The 19212-nt window shown below is 70.7% G+C and carries 20 protein-coding genes; 13 read left to right on the forward strand and 7 right to left on the reverse strand.

The features are described 5' to 3' along the window. Window position 1: 1 nt before the first annotated feature. On the reverse strand, window positions 2–613 hold the full coding sequence (locus AB0I79_RS01470) for a DUF3043 domain-containing protein (protein ID WP_357865744.1): 612 nt from the start codon (window positions 611–613) through the stop codon (window positions 2–4). Between the two features lie 125 nt (window positions 614–738). Between AB0I79_RS01470 and AB0I79_RS01475 the strand changes: the two genes are divergently transcribed. The 7 genes from AB0I79_RS01475 (at window position 739) to AB0I79_RS01505 (ending at window position 8008) form a co-directional block, all read left to right on the forward strand. Then, complete coding sequence (locus AB0I79_RS01475; RefSeq protein ID WP_357865745.1) at window positions 739–1566, forward strand: PspA/IM30 family protein; 828 nt, start codon at window positions 739–741, stop codon at window positions 1564–1566. After that, window positions 1563–1841, forward strand: coding sequence for a hypothetical protein (locus AB0I79_RS01480; protein WP_080041207.1), 279 nt, complete (start codon window positions 1563–1565; stop codon window positions 1839–1841). Before AB0I79_RS01475 ends, AB0I79_RS01480 begins: the two co-directional genes overlap by 4 nt. Window positions 1842–1846: 5 nt before the next feature. After that, entirely contained in the window at window positions 1847–2746 is a 900-nt protein-coding gene (gene htpX, locus AB0I79_RS01485; RefSeq protein WP_357865747.1) for a zinc metalloprotease HtpX, read from the forward strand. 7 nt (window positions 2747–2753) lie between these two features. Beyond that, window positions 2754–3311, forward strand: coding sequence for a hypothetical protein (locus AB0I79_RS01490; protein WP_357865749.1), 558 nt, complete (start codon window positions 2754–2756; stop codon window positions 3309–3311). Between the two features lie 47 nt (window positions 3312–3358). Next, a complete protein-coding gene (locus tag AB0I79_RS01495) occupies window positions 3359–5017 on the forward strand; it encodes a DUF998 domain-containing protein (protein ID WP_357865750.1) in 1659 nt (552 codons plus the stop codon). Window positions 5018–5178: 161 nt separating this feature from the next. Further along, complete coding sequence (locus tag AB0I79_RS01500; protein WP_357865752.1) at window positions 5179–7347, forward strand: serine/threonine-protein kinase; 2169 nt, start codon at window positions 5179–5181, stop codon at window positions 7345–7347. Window positions 7348–7381: 34 nt separating this feature from the next. Beyond that, window positions 7382–8008: an SIMPL domain-containing protein gene (locus AB0I79_RS01505; protein ID WP_357865754.1), complete on the forward strand. Its 627-nt coding sequence runs from the start codon at window positions 7382–7384 to the stop codon at window positions 8006–8008. Between the two features lie 3 nt (window positions 8009–8011). On the opposite strand, the gene nadA is transcribed toward AB0I79_RS01505, so the two are convergent. Then, window positions 8012–9169, reverse strand: coding sequence for a quinolinate synthase NadA (gene nadA, locus AB0I79_RS01510; protein ID WP_357865755.1), 1158 nt, complete (start codon window positions 9167–9169; stop codon window positions 8012–8014). 157 nt (window positions 9170–9326) lie between these two features. Here nadA and erpA point away from each other — a divergent pair, with 157 nt between their 5' ends. Both erpA and AB0I79_RS01520 read left to right on the forward strand, forming a co-directional pair. Beyond that, window positions 9327–9680, forward strand: coding sequence for an iron-sulfur cluster insertion protein ErpA (erpA, locus tag AB0I79_RS01515; protein WP_185106933.1), 354 nt, complete (start codon window positions 9327–9329; stop codon window positions 9678–9680). Between the two features lie 107 nt (window positions 9681–9787). Then, on the forward strand, window positions 9788–10774 hold the full coding sequence (locus tag AB0I79_RS01520; protein ID WP_357865757.1) for a carbohydrate kinase family protein: 987 nt from the start codon (window positions 9788–9790) through the stop codon (window positions 10772–10774). 95 nt (window positions 10775–10869) lie between these two features. On the opposite strand, the gene AB0I79_RS01525 is transcribed toward AB0I79_RS01520, so the two are convergent. From AB0I79_RS01525 to AB0I79_RS01535, 3 genes are all read right to left on the reverse strand, one after another. Further along, window positions 10870–11304 carry a CBS domain-containing protein gene (locus tag AB0I79_RS01525; RefSeq protein WP_357865759.1) on the reverse strand — a complete coding sequence of 145 codons (435 nt, stop codon included), beginning with the start codon at window positions 11302–11304 and terminating at the stop codon, window positions 10870–10872. Window positions 11305–11392: 88 nt separating this feature from the next. Then, window positions 11393–11638: a sulfurtransferase TusA family protein gene (locus AB0I79_RS01530; protein ID WP_225273752.1), complete on the reverse strand. Its 246-nt coding sequence runs from the start codon at window positions 11636–11638 to the stop codon at window positions 11393–11395. Beyond that, complete coding sequence (locus tag AB0I79_RS01535) at window positions 11635–12777, reverse strand: cysteine desulfurase family protein (RefSeq protein ID WP_357865761.1); 1143 nt, start codon at window positions 12775–12777, stop codon at window positions 11635–11637. Before AB0I79_RS01535 ends, AB0I79_RS01530 begins: the two co-directional genes overlap by 4 nt. Window positions 12778–12963: 186 nt before the next feature. On the opposite strand from AB0I79_RS01535, the gene AB0I79_RS01540 reads away from it, so the two are divergent. The 4 genes from AB0I79_RS01540 (at window position 12964) to AB0I79_RS01555 (ending at window position 17194) form a co-directional block, all read left to right on the forward strand. Continuing rightward, window positions 12964–13761, forward strand: coding sequence for a cytochrome c oxidase subunit II (locus AB0I79_RS01540; protein WP_357865763.1), 798 nt, complete (start codon window positions 12964–12966; stop codon window positions 13759–13761). Next, on the forward strand, window positions 13758–15431 hold the full coding sequence (gene ctaD, locus AB0I79_RS01545) for a cytochrome c oxidase subunit I (protein ID WP_357865764.1): 1674 nt from the start codon (window positions 13758–13760) through the stop codon (window positions 15429–15431). Before AB0I79_RS01540 ends, ctaD begins: the two co-directional genes overlap by 4 nt. Beyond that, a complete protein-coding gene (locus AB0I79_RS01550) occupies window positions 15431–15844 on the forward strand; it encodes a cytochrome c oxidase subunit 4 (RefSeq protein WP_080041195.1) in 414 nt (137 codons plus the stop codon). Before ctaD ends, AB0I79_RS01550 begins: the two co-directional genes overlap by 1 nt. Window positions 15845–16144: 300 nt before the next feature. Further along, the gene (locus AB0I79_RS01555) at window positions 16145–17194 is read left to right on the forward strand and encodes an Ig-like domain-containing protein (protein ID WP_357865766.1); all 1050 of its coding nucleotides are present in this window, start codon (window positions 16145–16147) and stop codon (window positions 17192–17194) included. Window positions 17195–17600: 406 nt separating this feature from the next. Here the strand turns inward: AB0I79_RS01555 and trpD are convergent, their stop codons facing one another. Both trpD and AB0I79_RS01565 read right to left on the reverse strand, forming a co-directional pair. Continuing rightward, window positions 17601–18650, reverse strand: a complete 1050-nt coding sequence (gene trpD / locus AB0I79_RS01560) for an anthranilate phosphoribosyltransferase (protein ID WP_357865767.1) — start codon at window positions 18648–18650, stop codon at window positions 17601–17603. 6 nt (window positions 18651–18656) lie between these two features. After that, window positions 18657–19082, reverse strand: a complete 426-nt coding sequence (locus AB0I79_RS01565) for a hypothetical protein (protein ID WP_357865768.1) — start codon at window positions 19080–19082, stop codon at window positions 18657–18659. Window positions 19083–19212: the final 130 nt, after the last annotated feature.

The raw sequence follows: 19212 nt of genomic DNA on the forward strand, positions 1-19212 counted from the left end.
GCTAGCGCTTCGGCGGCACCGGCTTGCCTCCGGGCAGCAGCTGGGGCGGCGGGAAGCGCAGCTTGCGGATCTGCAGTGCCCGCATGGCCGCGTAGAAGCCCACGCCCTTGACGCTCTCGCCCGGCAGCTTCTCCGCCACCAGCTTCTTCACCTTCCACGACACGAAGACCGAGGTGAAGAGCACGCCGATCATCATGATCGGCCAGCCGATGGTGACGACGTAGCCGAGCACCTGCGCGCGGACCGCCATCGGCCACGGGATCCAGGTGGCCAGCAGGATCACTAGCGAGAACGGCAGGAAATACTGGCTGGGCAGCCGCCGCGAGTCGACCCAGTCACGCGCGAACTTGCGCGCTGGGCCCTTGTCACGAACGGGAAGGTACCGCTCGTCACCTGCGAGCATGCCCTGGCGGGCCCGCTCGCGCTCGGCGGCCTGCTTGGCCCGCATCTGCCGATATGCCTCTTTGCGGTCCTTCGGCGCGGAGACATACTGGCGCCGCTTGCCCTCGGCTTCCCGGCGCTTGGGTGTGGGACGACCTTTACCCTGGGGCTTAGGATCGTCAACGGGGACGGGGGTGTCGTCCACGGAGGTTTGGGAACGGCGTCGCAACACACGCCAACCCTACCTGGACTGCAACTTAGTGACGCCCCCGTGCGTTATGCGTAGGGTAATCCCAAGGCGGCTGCGCTGCATTGGGATTGACACCAGCACGACCTAGAAGGGGACGGCCGACGCGCATGAGCGTGATGAAGAGACTTTCGATGATCTTCAAGTCCAAGGCCAACAAGGCCCTGGACAAGATGGAGGATCCGCGCGAGACCCTTGACTACTCCTATCAGCGGCAGCTCGAGCTGCTGCAGAAGGTGCGCCGGGGGGTGGCCGACGTCGCCACCTCTCGAAAGAGGGTGGAGCTGCAGATCACCGGCCTTGAGAAGCAGGCCCAGCGGCTGGAGGAGCAGGGCCGCAAGGCGCTGTCCGTCGGGCGCGAGGACCTGGCTCGTGAGGCGCTGCAGCGCCGGTCCAGCCTGCAGACGCAGATGGCCGACCTGAAGGTGCAGCACGACAACCTGCAGGCCGAGGAGGAGAAGCTGACCACGGCTTCCCAGCGGCTGCAGGCCAAGGTCGACTCCTTCCGCACCAAGAAGGAGACGATCAAGGCCACGTACACCGCCGCCGAGGCGCAGACGCGCATCAACGAGGCGTTCTCCGGCATCTCCGAGGAGATGGGCGACGTCGGCCTGGCGATCCAGCGCGCCGAGGACAAGACGGCGCAGATGCAGGCCCGTGCCGGCGCCATCGACGAGCTGCTGGCCAGCGGCGCGCTCGACGACTTCAGCGGCACCCGCGGCGACGACATCCAGGCCGAGCTCGACCGCATGGGCGGCGGCATGGACGTCGAGCTGGAGCTGGCCAGGATGAAGGCCGAGCTGGGCCAGGGCCCGGCGCCGAAGTCGGCGATCGAGCCGGGCCAGCCGCAGCAGCAGGCCCAGCCCCAGCCGCAGGCGCAGCCCCAGCAGCAGGGCGGCCAGACCCAGCAGTACCGCCAGCCTGGGGAGGGCGCATGATCGTCAGGATCATGGGCGAGGGTCAGGTGGAGATCTCCGCCGACGACATCTCGGTCCTCAACGAGCTGGACAGCGAGCTCGAAGCGGCCATCGAGGCCAGCGACGAGAAGGCCTTCAGGGTCAAGCTGCACGCGTTGCTCGACAAGGTGCGCCACGTGGGCAAGGCGCTCCCCGACGACAGCCTTGAGCCGTCAGAGCTGATCCTTCCCCCCGCGGACGCCTCGATCGAGGAGGTCCGGGAGATGCTGGGCGACCAAGGCCTCATCCCGGGCTGAGTCCCGTGCGTACGCGGTTCGCGTCCGACCGCGGCCTGACCAGCCGCATGGTCGTGACGATGTTCCTGCTCGGGCTGCTCTACGTCGTGTTCGTCGGCGTCCTGGTCGCCCTCGGCGTGCGGGCGCTGACCGTCCTCGTGCTGGCGGGCGGCCTGCTGCTGGTGCAGTACTTCCTGTCCGACCGCATCGCGCTGTTCGCGATGCACGGGCGGGAGGTCTCGCCGCAGGAGGCTCCTGAGCTGCACGGCCTGATCGACCGGCTGTGCGCGCTGGCCGACATGCCCAAGCCGCGGGTGGCGATCGCGGATTCAGACGTCCCCAACGCGTTCGCCACCGGCCGCAACCAGAAGAAGGCGGTCGTCTGCGTGACGACCGGCATCCTGCGCCGCCTGGAGCCGCAGGAGCTGGAGGGCGTGATCGCCCACGAGCTGTCCCACGTCGCCCACCGCGACGTGGCCGTCATGACGATCGCCTCGTTCCTCGGGATCGTGGCGGGCCTGATGACCAGGGTCGCGCTCTACACCGGGCTCGGTGGCCGCCGCAACGGCGGCCAGGGAGGGCTGCCGATCGGCGCGATCATCCTGCTGGTGTCCGTCATCGTGTACGCCGTCAGCTTCCTGCTCACCCGCGCCCTGTCGCGCTACCGGGAGCTGGCAGCCGACCGGGCGGGCGCCCTGCTCACGCAGCGGCCGTCGGCCCTGGCCAGCGCGCTGACCAAGGTGACCGGCGACATGGCCAGGATCCCGACCAGGGACCTGCGCGAGGCGGAGCCGTTCAACGCCTTCTACTTCGCCCCGGCGCTGGCCAAGGGCCAGACCGTGGCGAGCCTGTTCGCCACGCACCCGCCGCTGGAGCGCCGGCTCGAACAGCTAGCCGACATCTCCCGGCAACTCGGAAGGGGCTGAACGCCACATGGGCTGGCTCGACGCGCTGCTCGGCCGGTCGAAGCCGGTCAAGCCCAACCTCGACGCGCTGTTCGCGCTGCCGTCGGCGGCCGTGACGCTGCAGGCGGCGACCGGGCTGGTGCCCACCGGCCTCGGCTCCGTGGCGTTCAGGGCCGCGGAGGGCGGCGCGTTCGCCACGGCGGAGAGCGACGCCAAGGCGCTGCTGGGGGAGCGCGTCGAGGAGTCCGACGACGGCTACGGCTACACCTGGCTGCTGGCGCGCCGCCCGCCGGAGGCGCTCGGCGACCTGGTCACCGAGCTGCACGCGGTCAACTCCACGCTGGAGGGGGCCGGGTTCGGGCCCTCGCTGCTGTGCTCGCTGGTGTCGTTCGCCGGCGAGGGCGGCCGGCGGCTGGCCGTGGTGTACCTGTACAAACGCGGAACCTTCTACCCGTTCGCCCCGCTGCCGGGGCAGAGGCGCGACAACCCGCTCGAACTGCAGGCCAGGGGAGCTCTGGAGGGCGAGCTCCCGCTGGAGAAGGATCTCAGCCGATGGTTCCCTGTCTGGGGCGCTCCGGGGCTCTGACCGGGGCGCTCATGGGCACGGGTAGCCCCGAGTGATCTAATTGTTACGTGGAGCGAAGGTTGTTCGTGCTCGCCGCATGCGCGTTCATCGTGGCGGCGGTGCTCGGCAGCGCCTGGGTGACCGGCCAGTTCACCACGCCCGCCGTGGACAGGACCGAGGGGTACGTCAGCGAGCTGGCGGCCGTCGACCAGCCGTGGACGCGGCTGTTCCGGGTCAGCGACGTGCTGTCGGGGCTGGCCTGCCTGGCGGGGGTGGCGCTGGTGCCGAGGGTGGCGCGCGAGTGGCCGGGCTGGCTGGCGCTGGCCGCGTTCGGGCTCCTCACCCTCGCGGCCGGGCTGTTCCCGCTGGACTGCGCCGCGCTCAGCGATCCGCTGTGCGGGCGGCGGGAGGCGTCCTTCGCGCACGTGGCGCACGCGCTGGCGCGGGTGCTGGGCACCGTCGCCGTGCTGGCGGCCATGGTGCTGCTCAGCGCGCGATGGGCGTCACGGGCGTCGTGGCTGTTCACGTGGCTGACCTTGGCCGCCACCCTGCTCACCGCGATCGCGCAGGCCGTCGGGCACGGTGTCGGGCTGGCGCACCGCGCCCAGCTCACGATGATCGCCGTGTGGCTGGTGTACGTCGCGCTGCGCCTGCTCGTCGCCGACGACCCCGAGGAGGCGGGGCCGAGGATCGCGCCCGGCCGCATGGGAGGGGTGGGCGGCGCCCGGGTCCGTACGGACGACGCTCCCGCCTGGAGCGGCACGGGCGACGCTCCCGCCTGGAGCGGCGCGGGGGACGCTGCCGCCTGGAGCGGCACGGGGGACGCTGCCGCCTGGAGCGGCACGGGCGACGCTCCCGCCTGGAGCGGCACGGGGGACGCTGCCGCCTGGAACGGTACGGGCGACGCTTCTGCGTGGAGCGGCACGGGTGACGGGGCGGCGGGCGGGTGCGGCGGGGCCGATCCTGCCGCGTGGGACGCCGTGGGGTGCGGGCGGCCGCATGTCGTCGTGCAGGGGGCCGGGCCGGCGGTGCTGATCACGGCCGGGCTGGCGGGAGCCTGGTTCCACTGGGACGCGGTGGCGGCGCGGCTCGCGAGCTGTCACCGCGTCATCCGGTTCGACCGGCCCGGCCTCGGGCTCAGCCCGTGCACGCCCGTCCCGCCCACCCTGTACGGCGAGGCCGCCCGGCTGGCCGCGCTGTCGCCCGCGCACCCCCAGCAGGTGACCCTCATCGCCGAGGGAGTGGCGTGCTGGCACGCGGAGGCGTTCGCCAGGCTGCACCCGCTGTGCCTGGCCAGGCTGGTGCTGGTGGAGCCCGCCTGCGCGGGTGAGCGCCGGCCGCTGCCGTTCGCCGGGACCGCGGGCAGGTGGCTGCCCGCGCTGGGCCGCACCTGGGGCGCGACGGCCCTGGCCCGCCTGACGGGGCCGCCCGCGCACCGGCTGCTCACCGGGACGGCCGACCCGTCGGGCGTCTACGGCACGGGCAGGGTGCTCGCCGCGGTGGCGGGGGAGTGGCTGGCCCGCCGCGGCATGGCCGCCGACCTGCGCCGGCTGCGGGCCGAGAAGCCGTTCCCCGAGGTGCCCGTCACCGTGATCAGCTCGGACGACCCCGACGGCTGCGCGGGCCACCTGGCGGGCGAGCTCGCCGCCGAGCACGTACGCCTGCCACGGGCCGGCCGCCGGCTCCAGCTCCGCGCCCCGCAGGCCGTCGCCGACGCCGTCACCTGAGCCGGCGGACGCCGCCCGTGCCACCTGAGCCGGGCCCGTGCGGGCGGCCGTCATCCGTGGACGTCACCTGAGCCGGGCCGCACGCCTTCCCCGAACACATGACGGAACCCCGAACGACCCACCAGAATGGCGGGAAAGACGCCATATAGGGGGAGTCGCCAATGCCGGACCTCGCGGCCCTGAGACCAGGGGACCCCGCGACGGTGGGCGAGTACCGCCTGGCCGGGCGGCTCGGTGAGGGCGGGCAGGGCATCGTCTACCTCGCCACGAACCCCGCCGGCACGAAGGTGGCGCTCAAGCTCCTGCGCGCCGACCTGGCCGGCGACGCCGAGGCGTCGGAGCGGTTCGTCCGGGAGGTGGCGCTGGCCCGGCGGGTGGCGCCGTTCTGCACGGCCCAGGTCGTCGAGACCGGCCTGTTCGGCGGGCGGCCGTACATCGTCAGCGAGTACATCGACGGCCCCACCCTGACCGCCGTCGTACGCGAGCAGGGCCCCCGCTCCGGCACCTCGCTGCACCGGCTGGCCATCGGCACCGTCACCGCGCTGGTCGCCATCCACCAGGCCGGCATCGTGCACCGCGACTTCAAGCCGTCGAACGTGGTGCTCGCCTCCGACGGGCCGCGAGTGATCGACTTCGGCATCGCCAAGGCGCTCGACCTGACCTCGACACTCACCGGCGCGGTGATCGGCACGCCGTCGTACATGGCGCCCGAGCAGCTCACGGAGACCGGCCCCGGGCCGAAGTCGGACCTGTTCGCATGGGCGTGCACGCTGCTGTTCGCCGCGTCAGGGCAGCCGCCCTTCGGGCAGGACAGCGTGCCGGCGGTGGTCAACCGGATCCTGCACACCGAGCCCGACACCGGCTCGCTGACCGATCCCGCGCTGCGCGCGCTGGTCACCGACTGCCTGGCCAAGGATCCCGCCCGGCGCCCGTCGTCGAGCGAGGCCCTGATGCGCCTCCTCGGCCACGGCGCCCCCGCCGGCACCTCCGGCCGCATCCCGCCCGCCGACCCCCGCGGCCACGCGGCGCCCGCCCCGGCGCCCGGCCTGCTCCAGCAGGGCACGGCCGCAGCCGCGCCAGGCGGCGCCGCGGGTGGTGGTCCGGGCGGCGCTTCGGGCGGTGGTCCGGGTGGTGGTCCGGGTGGTGGTCCGGGCGGCGCTTCGGGCGGTGCTTCGGGCGGTGGTCCGGGTGGTGGTCCGGGTGGTGGTGCGTACCGGCCGCCGGTGGGTCCCCCGGGGGTCTACTTCCGGGGCCCGGCCACCCGGCCGGCGCGGCGCGGGCGTACCGGCTGGTGGGTGGCGGGCGGCGTCGCGGGCGCGCTCGTGCTCGCCGCCGCCAGCGCGCTCGTCGCCGTGCGCCTGTCGGGGATCCCCGAGCGCACCGCGTCCCCCACGCCGAGCACCGCGGCGGTCACCACCTCGGCCCCGCCCAGCACGACGGCGGCGCCCGTCACCCGCCCGCTCACCCTTCCCGGCACGTCGGTGAAGCTCCAGGAACGCGACGGCGACCCCATCAGGCTCGCCTCCTACACCGTGGACAGCGGCAAGCGCCTCTACGTCAGGAAACACACCACCGGCCGGTTCGCCTCCGACACCCGCTACTTCGAGTACGCCCTCGACCCCGCCACCAACCGGGCCCTGGGCACCGACGTGGACTACAGCACCGATCTGTACGCCACCGTGTCCATCATCGACCACGTCAGCGACGCCAGACGCGTCGTCAAGCTCAGCCGCAAGCCGGTCTTCCCCACCACGCCCCGCTGGTCGCCCGACGGCAGGTACGGCCTGGTCACCCTCTACAAGGGCACCGACGGCAACGCCGCCGAGCACGGCTTCGGCATCATCGACGTGGCGGCGGAGAAGGGGCGGGCGTTCGAGATCAAGGACGAGGGCGCGGGGGAGTGGCGCTTCTTCTGGGACGCCGGCGGCCGGACCGTGGGCACGTGGACCGGCGGCAGGATGAGGTTCTACGACCTGAACGGCAAGGTGGTGCGCACCCTGTCCGGCGTGGGCACGCCCGTGTGGGTGGAGGGCGACGACATCTCCCCGTCGGGCAGCCGGTTCCTGGCCCACTGCACCTCGGCGGGCACCTCGCTGTGCGCCCGCCCCACCTCGGGCGGCGACGCGGAGCCGATCAGGATCCCGTTCGCCAGCAACCGGCTCATCGGCTGGTGGGACGACGACCACCTCGCGGTGTGGCGGGCGAAGGGCGGCGGGTACGAGGCCGTGGTGATCGACCTGTCCGGGAAGGTCAGCCGGGTGCTGGCGACGGCGGGCAAGAAGGCCGAGTTCGACAAGATGGGCTTCCGCTTCAGCCGGGTCTCCCCGTAGCTGCGCCCGCCGTTCTAGGATCAAGGCTGAACCCATGCGGGAGGAGCTGGGGCTCGTGGACATCACCGTGACCGGCGAGGGCTCCGTCCTGGTCGCGCCCGACACGCTGCGGCTGCACGCGGGCGTCGAGGTCCGCAGGGCCTCGGCCGGGGAGGCGTTCGCCGCCGTGCGGGCCGCGGCGGCCCGGCTGGGCGAGGCGCTGCGGCAGGCGGGGATCGCGCCGGAGGACATGTCCACCGCGGAGCTGTCCCTGGGCCCGGAGTACGAGTCGTATCCGAAGGTGTCGGCCTACCGGGCGGCGCAGGGGCTCCAGGTCGTCGTGCGCGACGTGAGCAGGGGCGACCACGTCATCGACACCGTGGTGGGCGTGGGCGAGGAGGCCAGGCTGCACGGCGTGGCCTTCGAGGTGGCGGCGCCGGGCGAGGCCCTGGCCGAGGCCAGGGTCGGGGCGTTCAGGCAGGCGGCGGCCAAGGCGGCCCAGTACGCCGAGCTGGCCGGCCGCCCGCTGGGCCCGGTGGTGCGGGTCGAGGAGGTCGTGGGCGCGCCACCGGTGCCGATGCGGCAGATGGCGCAGACCCTGGCGGCCGAGAGCGACGCCTCCATCAGCCCCGGCCGCCAGAGCCTCACGGTGCACGTGAAGCTCGGCTACGACTTCGCCTGACGCCTACGGCAGGGCGAGCATGCGGTCGAGGGCGACCTTGGCCCAGTGGGTGGTGTCCGCGTCCACGGTGATCTGGTTGACGACCTCGCCGAGCACCAGCGACTCCAGCGCCCACACCAGGTGCGGCAGGTCGATCCTGTTCATGGTCGAGCAGTAGCAGACCGTGCGGTCGAGGAACGAGATGTTCTTGTCGGGGAAGGTCTGGGCCAGCCGCTTGACCAGGTTCAGCTCCGTGCCGATGGCCCAGCTCGAGCCCGCGGGCGCCGCCTCCAGCGTCTTGATGATGTGCTCGGTGGAGCCCACGTGGTCGGCCTTGAGCACGACCTCGTGGCGGCACTCGGGGTGCACGAGCACGTTCACGCCGGGGATGCGCTCGCGCACGTCGTCCACGGACTCGGCCGTGAAGCGGCCGTGCACCGAGCAGTGGCCGCGCCACAGGATCATCCTGGCGCGCTCCAGCTGCTCCTGGCTCAGCCCCCCGTTGGGGCGGTGCGGGTTCCACACCACGCAGTCGTCCAGCGACATGCCCATCTCCAGCACCGCCGTGTTGCGGCCCAGGTGCTGGTCGGGCAGGAACAGCACCTTCTGCCCCTGCTCGAACGCCCAGTCGAGGGCGCGGCGGGCGTTGGAGGAGGTGCAGACCGCGCCGCCGTTCCTGCCGCAGAAGGCCTTGATGTCGGCGCTGGAGTTCATGTACGTGACCGGAATCACCTGATCGGCCAGCCCGGCGTCCTCCAGGGCCTCCCAGCACTCCTCGACCTGGTCGAACGTGGCCATGTCCGCCATCGAACACCCGGCCGCCATGTCGGGCAGGATCACCTTCTGGGCGTCGGCCGTCAGGATGTCGGCCGACTCGGCCATGAAGTGCACGCCGCAGAAGACGATGAACTCCGCCTCGGGCCGCGCGGCGGCCTGCTGGGCGAGCTTGAAGGAGTCACCCGTCACGTCGGCGAACTGGATGACCTCGTCACGCTGGTAGTGGTGGCCGAGCACGAACAGGCGGTCGCCGAGCGCCTCCTTCGCCTTGCGCGCGCGGTCCACCAGTTCGGGATCGGAGGCGGGCGGCAGCTCGCCGGGGCAGTCGACCCCCTTCTCGCTGTGCGGATCGGCACCCCTGCCGAGGACGTAGAGCGGCAGTCCGGTCTGGGCAGCCATGGCCATACCCCCTTATCGTCGATTTGACGATACTCATCATGACACACGGCGCCACGTGGTTATTCCGGGGGAGCGGGCCCCGGGAATGTGTGGCATCGCCCAGGTGTTGGTAGCGTCATCAGTAGGACGTCAGAAACAGACAGCCGGGTTAGGGAGTCAGCAGATGACGGTTGAGAGCAGCGAGACCACGGCACAGGGCCTGATCCTGACTGAGGCCGCCGCCGCCAAGGTCAAGAGCCTGCTCGAGCAGCAGGGCGAGGAAGGTCTGCAGCTGCGGGTCGCCGTGCAGCCGGGAGGTTGCTCCGGCCTGCGCTATCAGCTCTTCTTCGACGACCGTTCGATGGACGGTGACGTCGTGTCGGACTTCGGTGGAGTCAGCGTGGTCACCGACCGGATGAGCGCCCCCTACCTGATGGGCGCCTCCATCGACTTCGTCGACACGATCGAGAAGCAGGGCTTCACGATCGACAACCCCAACGCCACGGGCTCGTGCGCCTGTGGAGACTCGTTCAACTAGCGCTCGACCGGCGCTCGAGAGAGGTCCCGCCCGCCTTTGTGCGTGCGGGACCTTCGCGTATTCTCGTGGGGCCCATTGGCCTGCTGACAACGAGGAAGAAGAATCCCGTGCGCATTGCCGTGACCGGCTCAATCGCGACAGACCACCTGATGACCTTCCCTGGAAGCTTCGGCGATCAGCTCATCGCCGAGCAGCTCGACAGGGTGTCACTCTCCTTCCTGGTCGATGATCTCCAGATCCGGCGCGGCGGCTGCGCCGCGAACATCGCCTTCGGAATGGCCTGCCTCGGTCTCAACCCGATCCTCGTGGGCGCCGTCGGCAACGACTTCGCCGACTACCGCTCCTGGCTGGAGCGCCACGGCGTGGACTGCGGCTCCGTGCACGTCTCCGAGACGCAGCACACCGCCCGCTTCCTGTGCACCACCGACGAGCACCACAACCAGATCGCCTCGTTCTACACCGGCGCCATGGCCGAGGCGCGGCTCATCGAGCTGCAGCCCGTCGCGGACCGCGTGGGCGGGCTCGACCTGGTGCTGATCAGCCCCAACGACCCCGACGCGATGCTGCGCCACACCGACGAGTGCCGCCAGCGCGGCATCCCGTTCGCCGCCGACATCTCCCAGCAGCTCGCGCGCATGGCGGACGAGCAGATCCGCCAGCTCGTCGACGGGGCCGCCTACCTGTTCTCCAACGACTACGAGAAGGGGCTCATCGAGCAGAAGACCGGCTGGTCCGACGAGGAGATCCTCGGCCGGGTCGGCGTCCGCGTCACCACGCTCGGCCCCAAGGGCGCCGTCATCGACCGCAAGGGCGAGCCGTCCATCCAGGTCGCTCCCGCCCCCGAGCGCGGCAAGGCCGACCCCACGGGGGTCGGCGACGCCTTCCGCGCAGGTTTCATGTCCGGGCTGGCCTGGGGCCTGTCGCTGGAGCGGTGCGGCCAGATCGGCAACCTCACCGCCACGCACGTGCTGGAGCGCGTGGGCGGGCAGGAGTACGAGCTGGGCCAGGAGGTCTTCCTGGAGCGGTTCGCCGCCGCGTACGGGGCCGAGGCCACCGCCGAGATCGGCGAGCACGTCCGCTGCTACCACCCCTGAGCCCAGGAAGCGGTGCCAGGAAGAGGTGCCGGGAAAGAGGTGCCAGGAAGAGGTGAAGGCCGCCCCGGCTCGCGGGACGGCCTCCACGTGTGCGGTCAGCGCAGCGCGTAGACCCGGTGCACGAACTCGGCGAGCTGGTCGTCGGGCAGGTGCCTGGCCAGGTCGGCCTCGCTGATCATGCCGACGATGCGGCCGTTGTCCATCACCGGCAGCCGCTTGATCTGGTGCTCCTCCATGCGTGCCAGCGCGTCCTCCACGGTGGCCTCCGCCGGCACCCAGACCAGCCCGGTGGCCAGCTCTCCCGCCGTCACCTGCGCCGGATCGTGACCGGCCGCGACACACTTGACGACGATGTCGCGGTCGGTGATGATGCCCGTCACGCGGTCGTCAGGACCGCACACGGGCAGCGCCCCCACGTCGTTGTTGCGCATCATCTGTGCCGCCCGGTCGAGGGTCTCGTGCGCGCCGATGCACTCGGCCCCCGCGCTCATGACGTCGCGGGCGGTCTCGTTCGGTTGTCCGCTGATCATGGCTTTCCCCTGCATGTCGATGGACTCGTACGGAAGGCCCCTACCCACCGTGCGAGACTGAATCGGGGATTTGCGGACGGCCGGAACTTCAGTAGTTCCGCATGACGTGGATCGCCCAGCCGCCCTCGGGCAGCTCGTACGACCCGACGTGGCGGTGCGACTTCAGCCTGCACCACGCCGGCACGTCCGTGTAGGCGGCCGGATCGTCGGCGAGCACGGCCACCACGGCGTTCAGCGGGACGTAGTTGATCTGCTCGGCCAGCATGATGATCGGGATCGGGCACTTCTTGCCCAGCGCGTCGATCGTCAAAGCCGGCTGTGTCACCTCGGTCATGCGACTCCCGCGTCCTGGCGGATGCGGCGCACCAGCTCGGGCAGCGCGGCGAGGAACCTGTCGACCTCGTCCGCGTCAGCGCCCCTGGGCAGCGACACCCGGACATTCCCATGCGTCAGCACGCCCATCGCTTCGAGGACGTGCGATGGACGAAGCGTACTAGCGGTGCACGAACTTCCGGACGATACGGCGAATCCGGCCTTGTCCAGCTCGGTCAGCAGCGCCTCCCCGTCAACGTACAGGCACGAAAAGGTCACGATGTGCGGCGCCCGGTCAACGGGGTCGCCGATGACCTCCACGTCCGGCACGATCTTCGGGACGGTCTCCCTGATCCTGTCGACGAGCGCGGAAAGCCTCGCCTGCTCCCGCCCGGCCTCGGCGGCCGTCGCGCGCAGGGCCGCCGCCGCCGCGACGATGGCCGGCACGTTCTCGAAGCCCGGCACCCGCCGCCGCTCCCGCTCGTCCTCCGGCAGGTACGAGCGGAACCGCGTGCCCTTGCGCACCGCCAGCACGCCCACCCCGGCGGGGCCGCCCCACTTGTGCGCGCTGGCCGTCAGCACCGACCAGCCCTGCGGCAGCGGCATCCGGCCGGCCGTCTGCGCCGCGTCCACCAGCAGCGGCACGCCGTGCTCGCGGCAGGCCGCGGCGGCCTCCGCCACCGGCTGCAGCGTGCCCACCTCGTGGTTGGCCGTCTGCAGGCAGGCCAGCGCCGTGCCGGGCCGCGCGACCGCCTCGGCGAACCGGCCGGGATCCACCCGCCCGCTCAGCGTCACGCCCACCGTCTCGACCGTGCCGCCCTCGCGCTCGTGCACCTGCCCCGCGTGCAGCACGCTGGAATGCTCGACCGCGCTCGTCACGAGATGGCGCCCGGCCCTGCGCCTTCCGTGTAGGGTGCCGAGGACGCCGAGATGCACGGCCTGCGTGCCGGACGTGGTGAACGAAACCTCGTCGGGGCGCGCGCCGAGCACCTCGGCCACCTCCGTGCGGGCCTGCTCCAGCAGCAGGTGCGCGCGGCGGGCCTGGCCATAGAGTCTCGCGGGGTCGGCCCAGCCGGCGTCGATCGCCGTCAGCAGCGCCTCGCGCGCCTGAGGGTGGAGCGGTTCGCTCGAAGCCGCGTCGAAGTAAGCCACGAGACTCATCGTCCCACTTCCGGCACCACCGAGGGGTCGCGCGGTGGGGCGAGGCCCCTGCACGCTAATGTGTCTGCTTGTCAGTCTGTGCTTGATGCAGAAAGAGCAATACGAGCGCCCAAGGGAAAGACTCTTGGGCTTCATCTGTGGGGTAGGCGATCCGTGAGTCCGACTCGCCGTACGACGCGGCGTTCGTTGGCCCGGCGCAGGGTGCCGCGCGCCGCCGCTTTGGCGTTGCTGCTGGCCACTGCTACGGCGTGTGCTAATGACGTCCCCGAGGCCGACTGGTCTCGCGGCCTTCTTCCCGACCACATCACCGAGCAGGGCGAGATCGTCCAGAATCTGTGGAACGGGGCCTGGATCGCCGCACTCGCCACGGGTGCCGTCGTCATCGGTCTGATCATCTGGGCGTGCATCTTCCACCGTAAGCGCCGGGCCAAGGCCGAGCTTCCGCCGCAGGTGCGTTACAACCTGCCGATCGAGATGCTCTACACCTTGATCCCGCTGGTGATGGTGTCGGTGTTCTTCTTCTTCACCGCCCGCGACAGCGAGGCGCTCGCCAAGGTCGACGGCGACGCGCCGGTCAAGGTCAAGGTCGAGGCCTTCCAGTGGAGCTGGCGCTTCACCACCACCGTGAGCGGCAAGGGCACCAAGCCCGTCGCCGGCGTGCCGGTGAGTGACTACAAGCAGGGCCCGCAGCTCGTTCTGCCGGTGAACACGAAGGTCGAGTTCGACCTTCAGACGGACGACGTCATCCACTCGTTCTGGGTGCCGGAGTTCCTGTTCAAGCGGGACGTCATCCCCGGCATCCCGGAGGGCGACCCGGGCCGGAAGTTCCAGATCACGACGCTCAACAAGCCTGGTGTCTACGCCGGCCGCTGTGCCGAGCTGTGCGGTGTCGACCACAGCCGGATGTTGTTCTCCGTGAAGCTCGTTCCGCAGGCTGAGTTCGACCAGTACGTTGCGACCAACCAGGCTGGGAGTGCCCAGTGACCGCCATCCACGAACCCCTGACGACAGCGCCGGTCCGGCCCGCGGGAAGTCCCAAGGGCCAGATCATCGCCAAGTGGCTGTCCTCGACTGATCACAAGATCATCGGGCACATGTACTTGATCACGTCGTTCGCCTTCTTCCTCATCGGCGGCGTGATGGCCCTCGTCATGCGGGCCGAGCTGGCGCAGCCGGGGCTGCAGTTCACCAGCAACGAGCAGTTCAACCAGCTGTTCACCATGCACGGCACGATCATGCTGCTGATGTTCGCGACGCCGCTGTTCGCCGGCTTCGCCAACGAGCTGATGCCGCTGCAGATCGGCGCCCCCGACGTGGCGTTCCCGCGCCTGAACATGGTCAGCTACTGGCTCTACCTGTTCGGCAGCCTCATCGCCGTCTCCGGCTTCTTCACGCCGGGCGGCGCCGCCTCGTTCGGCTGGTTCGCGTACACGCCGCTGTCCAACGCGATCAACTCGCCCGGCATCGGCGGCGACCTGTGGATCATGGGTCTGGCCCTGTCGGGTCTGGGCACGATCCTCGGCGCGGTCAACTTCATCACCACGATCATCTGCATGCGCGCGCCCGGCATGACCATGTTCCGCATGCCGATGTTCGTCTGGAACGTGCTGCTGACCAGCATGCTCGTGCTGATGGCCTTCCCCGTGCTGGCCGCCGCGCTGCTGGCGCTGGAGTCCGACCGCAAGCTCGGCACCCACATCTTCGACTCCGAGAACGGCGGCGCGCTGCTCTGGCAGCACCTGTTCTGGTTCTTCGGGCACCCCGAGGTGTACATCATCGCGCTGCCGTTCTTCGGCATCGTGACCGAGATCATCCCGGTCTTCAGCCGCAAGCCGATCTTCGGTTACATCAGCCTCGTGGCCGCGACGATCTCGATCGCCGGTCTGTCCATCACGGTCTGGGCGCACCACATGTTCCCGACCGGGCAGGTGCTGCTGCCGTTCTTCTCGTTCATGACGTTCCTCATCGCCGTACCGACCGGTGTGAAGTTCTTCAACTGGATCGGCACGATGTGGCGCGGCCACCTGAGCTTCGAGTCGCCGATGCTGTTCTCGGTCGGCTTCCTCATCACCTTCCTCCTGGGCGGTCTGACGGGCGTCATCCTGGCCTCGCCGCCGCTCGACTTCCACATCAGTGACACCTACTTCGTCGTCGCCCACTTCCACTACGTGGTCTTCGGCACCGTGGTGTTCGCGATGTTCGCCGGGTTCTACTTCTGGTGGCCCAAGTTCACCGGCAAGATGCTCGACGACAAGCTGGGCAAGCTGCACTTCTGGCTGCTGTTCGTCGGCTTCCACACGACGTTCCTCGTCCAGCACTGGCTGGGCATGGCCGGCTTCCCGCGCCGTTACGCCGACTACAGCGCGGCCGACGGCTTCACCGACCTCAACATGCTCTCGTCGGTGGGCGCGTTCGTGCTGGGCGCCTCGACCCTGCCGTTCTTCTACAACGTCTGGAAGACCTGGCGCAGCGCGCCCAAGGTCACCGTGGACGACCCGTGGGGCTACGGCAACTCGCTGGAGTGGGCCACGAGCTGCCCGCCGCCGCGGCACAACTTCACCTCGCTGCCGCGCATCCGGTCGGAGCGTCCCGCCTTCGACAAGCGGTTCCCGCACGCTTCCGCCAAGTCCGACCACCCGGAGGTTGAGTCCTGATGAAGGTGCAGGGATGGTTGTTCCTGCTGTGCGGCCTGTTCTTCGCCGGCGTGGACATCGCCTACTGGTTCTGGACGAAGGCCGCCACGGGCAAGGGTGAGCCGGTCGGCACGACCGCCATGGCCATCTCGGTCGGCTTCGCGTTCATGGTGGGGTACTACCTGATGTTCACCGCGCGCCGCATCGGTGCGCAGCCGGAGGACAACAAGCAGGCCGAGATCAGCGACGGCGCGGGTGAGCTGGGCTTCTTCAGCCCGAGCAGCTGGTGGCCGCTGTTCCTGTGCCTGGCGGCGGCCTTCGCCTTCGCCGGGTTCGTGATCGGCTTCTGGATGTTCCTGATCGGGGTCTTCCTGGTGATCATGGCCATGATCGGGTTCGTGTTCCAGTACTACCGGGGTCACTTCTCGCACTGAGCGCACCTACCTGGAGCGGGCGTTCTCCCTTGGGGGAGGACGCCCGCTTTTTGGTGTTCTTTACCAGTGCGCGGATGTGGTGATTCGATCACTCAGGGTAATAAAGGAGGCAGAAGTGGCTTGATGGTGGACGAGGGAGTACTCGTGGGGCGCGGAGCGTATGGAACGGCCGGCCTGCTGGCCTTGGCCCTGCTGACAGCGTGCTCGGCGGGCCCGGCCGACAAGCCAGAAGGGGTCGCCATGGCGGGCGGGACGCGTGGCGCCCCTGTAGGGGTCTCTCCGGCGGACAAGAGTGCCAACGTGCCCACGGACCAGCCCGTGGTGGTGTCGGTCCACGGGGGCAAGCTGAAGAGCGTACAGGTGGCAGGCGGCAAGGCCGGCCCGCTGAAGGGCGTCCTGAGCGCCGACGGCACCCGCTGGCGCAGCGTCGGGACCGCCAGCCCCGGCACCTCCTACACGGTCACCGCGGTCTCCGTGGACGCCTCGGGGCGGGCGAGCGAGACCAGGAGCGCGTTCACCACGGTCAAGGGGAACAAGACCTTCGACATCGAGACCATCACCCCGAACAAGGACGACACCGGGCTGACCGTCGGCGTCGGCATGCCCGTCATGATCGCCTTCGACAAGCCCATCACCGACCGGGTGGCCATCGAGCGCAACCTGACCGTGCACAGCTCCAAGCCGGTCGAGGGGGCCTGGCACTGGTTCGACAGCCAGCACGTGGACTTCCGGCCGGAGAAGTACTGGCCCGCGCACACCAAGGTGCGGGTGGAGGCCAAGCTCGCGGGGGTGCGCGGCGGGCCCGGCATGTACGGCAAGCGCGACGTGCGGGTCGACTTCAAGATCGGCCGCTCGCAGATCACCAAGGGCAGCACCGACGAGCACGTGCTCGTCGTCAGGCGGGACGGCAAGAAGATCCGCACCATGCCGATGAGCGCCGGGCAGGGCGGGCAGTGGAAGTACTACACGACCTCGGGCATCCACCTGGCGATGTCGCGCGAGCCCGTCACCGTGATGACCTCGCCCGGGATCGGGCCGGGGTCGCCTGGCTACTACCGGCTCACCGTCTACAACACCGTGCGGATCTCCAACAGCGGCGAGTACGTGCACAGCGCGCCGTGGTCGGTGGGGTCGCAGGGGAACTCGAACGTCAGCCACGGGTGCGTGAACATCAGCCCGGCCAACGCGGCCTGGTTCATCAAGAACACGCTGATCGGGGATCCGATCATCATCACGGGGTCGCCGCGGAAGCTGGAGCCGACCAACGGGTGGGGGCACTGGCAGGAGAACTGGAAGCAGTGGCTCAAGTGGAGCTCGCTCAAGGCGGGACCCACCCTGGCGCTGCGCTGAGGCGCGCCCGGCGGCCGGCCACGTGACGGCTCGCGCCCGGCCTGCTCGCTCCTGTCGCCACACGGGCGGGCCGGGCGCGCGTCGTCGCGCCTGCCGGTGCGGTGCCCGGGGCCGTTTGATACGCCTCGCGCCTGCCGTGGGCCGGGCCGCAGGGCGCCTGCTGCCTGACGCGCCTCGCGCCTGAGCGGCGCTACAGGCCGCCCGGCGTGCCTCGCGCCTGCCGAGCGGCGCTGCAGGCCGCCAGGCGCGCCTGCGCTGTGCGCCCAGTGACGTCGTTGGCGTCGGGCACGGGGTCCTGGGCGCGAGCGAGAGCGTCGGCGCAACTTGCCGGACTGCCGGGCTGCCGGACTGCGGGCTGCCGGGCTGCCGGGCTCCGGGTGAGCGGCGCGGAGCCCGGGCGGTGGCGTCAGGAGGCGGGGCGGAAGGAGCCGCTGGCCTCGATCCAGCGGTCGAGGGTGGCCGCCGCGGCGCCGGAGTCGACCGCCTGGACCGCGCGGGCGTACCCGTCGATCATGGCCGAGTCGAGGTCGTCGCCGGGGCCGTCGAGCGCCACCAGGGCGGCCGCCGTGTTCAGCAGCACGGCGTCGCGCACCGGGCCCGTCTTGCCGCGGACGAGGTCGTGCACGGCCTGGGCGTTGAACGCCACGTCGCCGCCGCGCAGCGCGCCGACGTCGGCGCGCGGGATGCCGAGCACCGCCGGGTCGAACGTGGTCTGCGTCGCGGTGCCGTCCTTGACCACCCAGACCGTCGAGGTGGTGGCGATGGAGAGCTCGTCGAGGCCGTCGTCGCCGCGGAACACCAGGGCGGAGACCCCGCGCTCGGCGAAGACGCCCGCGAGCACCGGCAGCATGCCGGGGTCGTAGACGCCGATGGCCTGGGCCGACGGGCGGGCCGGGTTGGTGAGCGGGCCCAGGAAGTTGAAGATCGTGGGCACCCCGATCTCCTTGCGCGTCGGGCCGGCGAAGCGCAGCGCGGGGTGGTAGACGGGGGCGAAGCAGAACGCGATGCCCGCGTCGCGCGCCACCTGCGCCGTCTGCTCGGGCGTGAGGTCGAGCCGGATGCCCAGGTGCTCCAGCACGTCGGCGGCCCCGCAGGAGGACGAGGCGGCGCGGTTGCCGTGCTTGACGACCCTGGCTCCCGCCGCGGCGGCCACGATGGCGGCCATGGTGGAGACGTTGACGGTGTGCGCCCGGTCGCCGCCGGTGCCGACGATGTCGACCACCGGCCCCTCCACGCTCAGCGGCGTGGCCAGGTCGAGCATGGTGCGGGCGAGCCCGACCACCTCGGCCACGGTCTCGCCCTTGGCACGCAGCGCGATCACGAAGCCGGCGATCTGGGACGGCGTCGCGGCGCCGGACATGATCTCCCGCATCGCCCAGGCCGACTCGTCGGAAGTGAGGTGCTCTCCCGACAGGAGAGCGGAAAGCAGGGTGGGCCAGGTCGTCCGGGAGTCCATGGGCACCTACTTAGCGTTGAGACGGGTGGAGTTGCGGCGGCGCATCAGATCGGCCACGGTGTCGGCCACGACCATGGGCTCCAGGGGCTGCGACACGACCGCGTCGGCCTTGGACCAGTCGGCCAGCCAGCGGTCGTCGCGCCTGGCGATGATCAGGCAGATGGGCGGGCAGTCGTAGACCTCGTCCTTGGCCTGGCGGGCGACGCCCATGCCGCCCGCGGGCTGCGTCTCGCCGTCGAGGATCGCCACGTCGATCTCGCCCGACCCCAGCCACTGGTGGACCTTGGGCTCGGTGGCGCACTCCACGATCTCCACGAGGGGTACGTCGGCCGCGGGGCGCCTGCCGATGGCCTGGCTCACCTCGGCCCGGGTGGCGGCGTCGTCGCTGTAGACGAGGACCTTCATCTTCTCGTCGGTGCTCCCAGTGGACATCGGTCGCGCTCACTATCAGTCGAAGCGGTATGGTCACCTGGGATCGTACCGGTGTGCCGGGATGCATACCCAGGGCACCATGCCTGGTGGGTGTTATGTGGCAATTATCCCAGCTTGGCTCCCGGTTTGT

It is taken from the genome of Nonomuraea sp. NPDC050202, assembly GCF_040656115.1.
Classification (GTDB): domain Bacteria; phylum Actinomycetota; class Actinomycetes; order Streptosporangiales; family Streptosporangiaceae; genus Nonomuraea.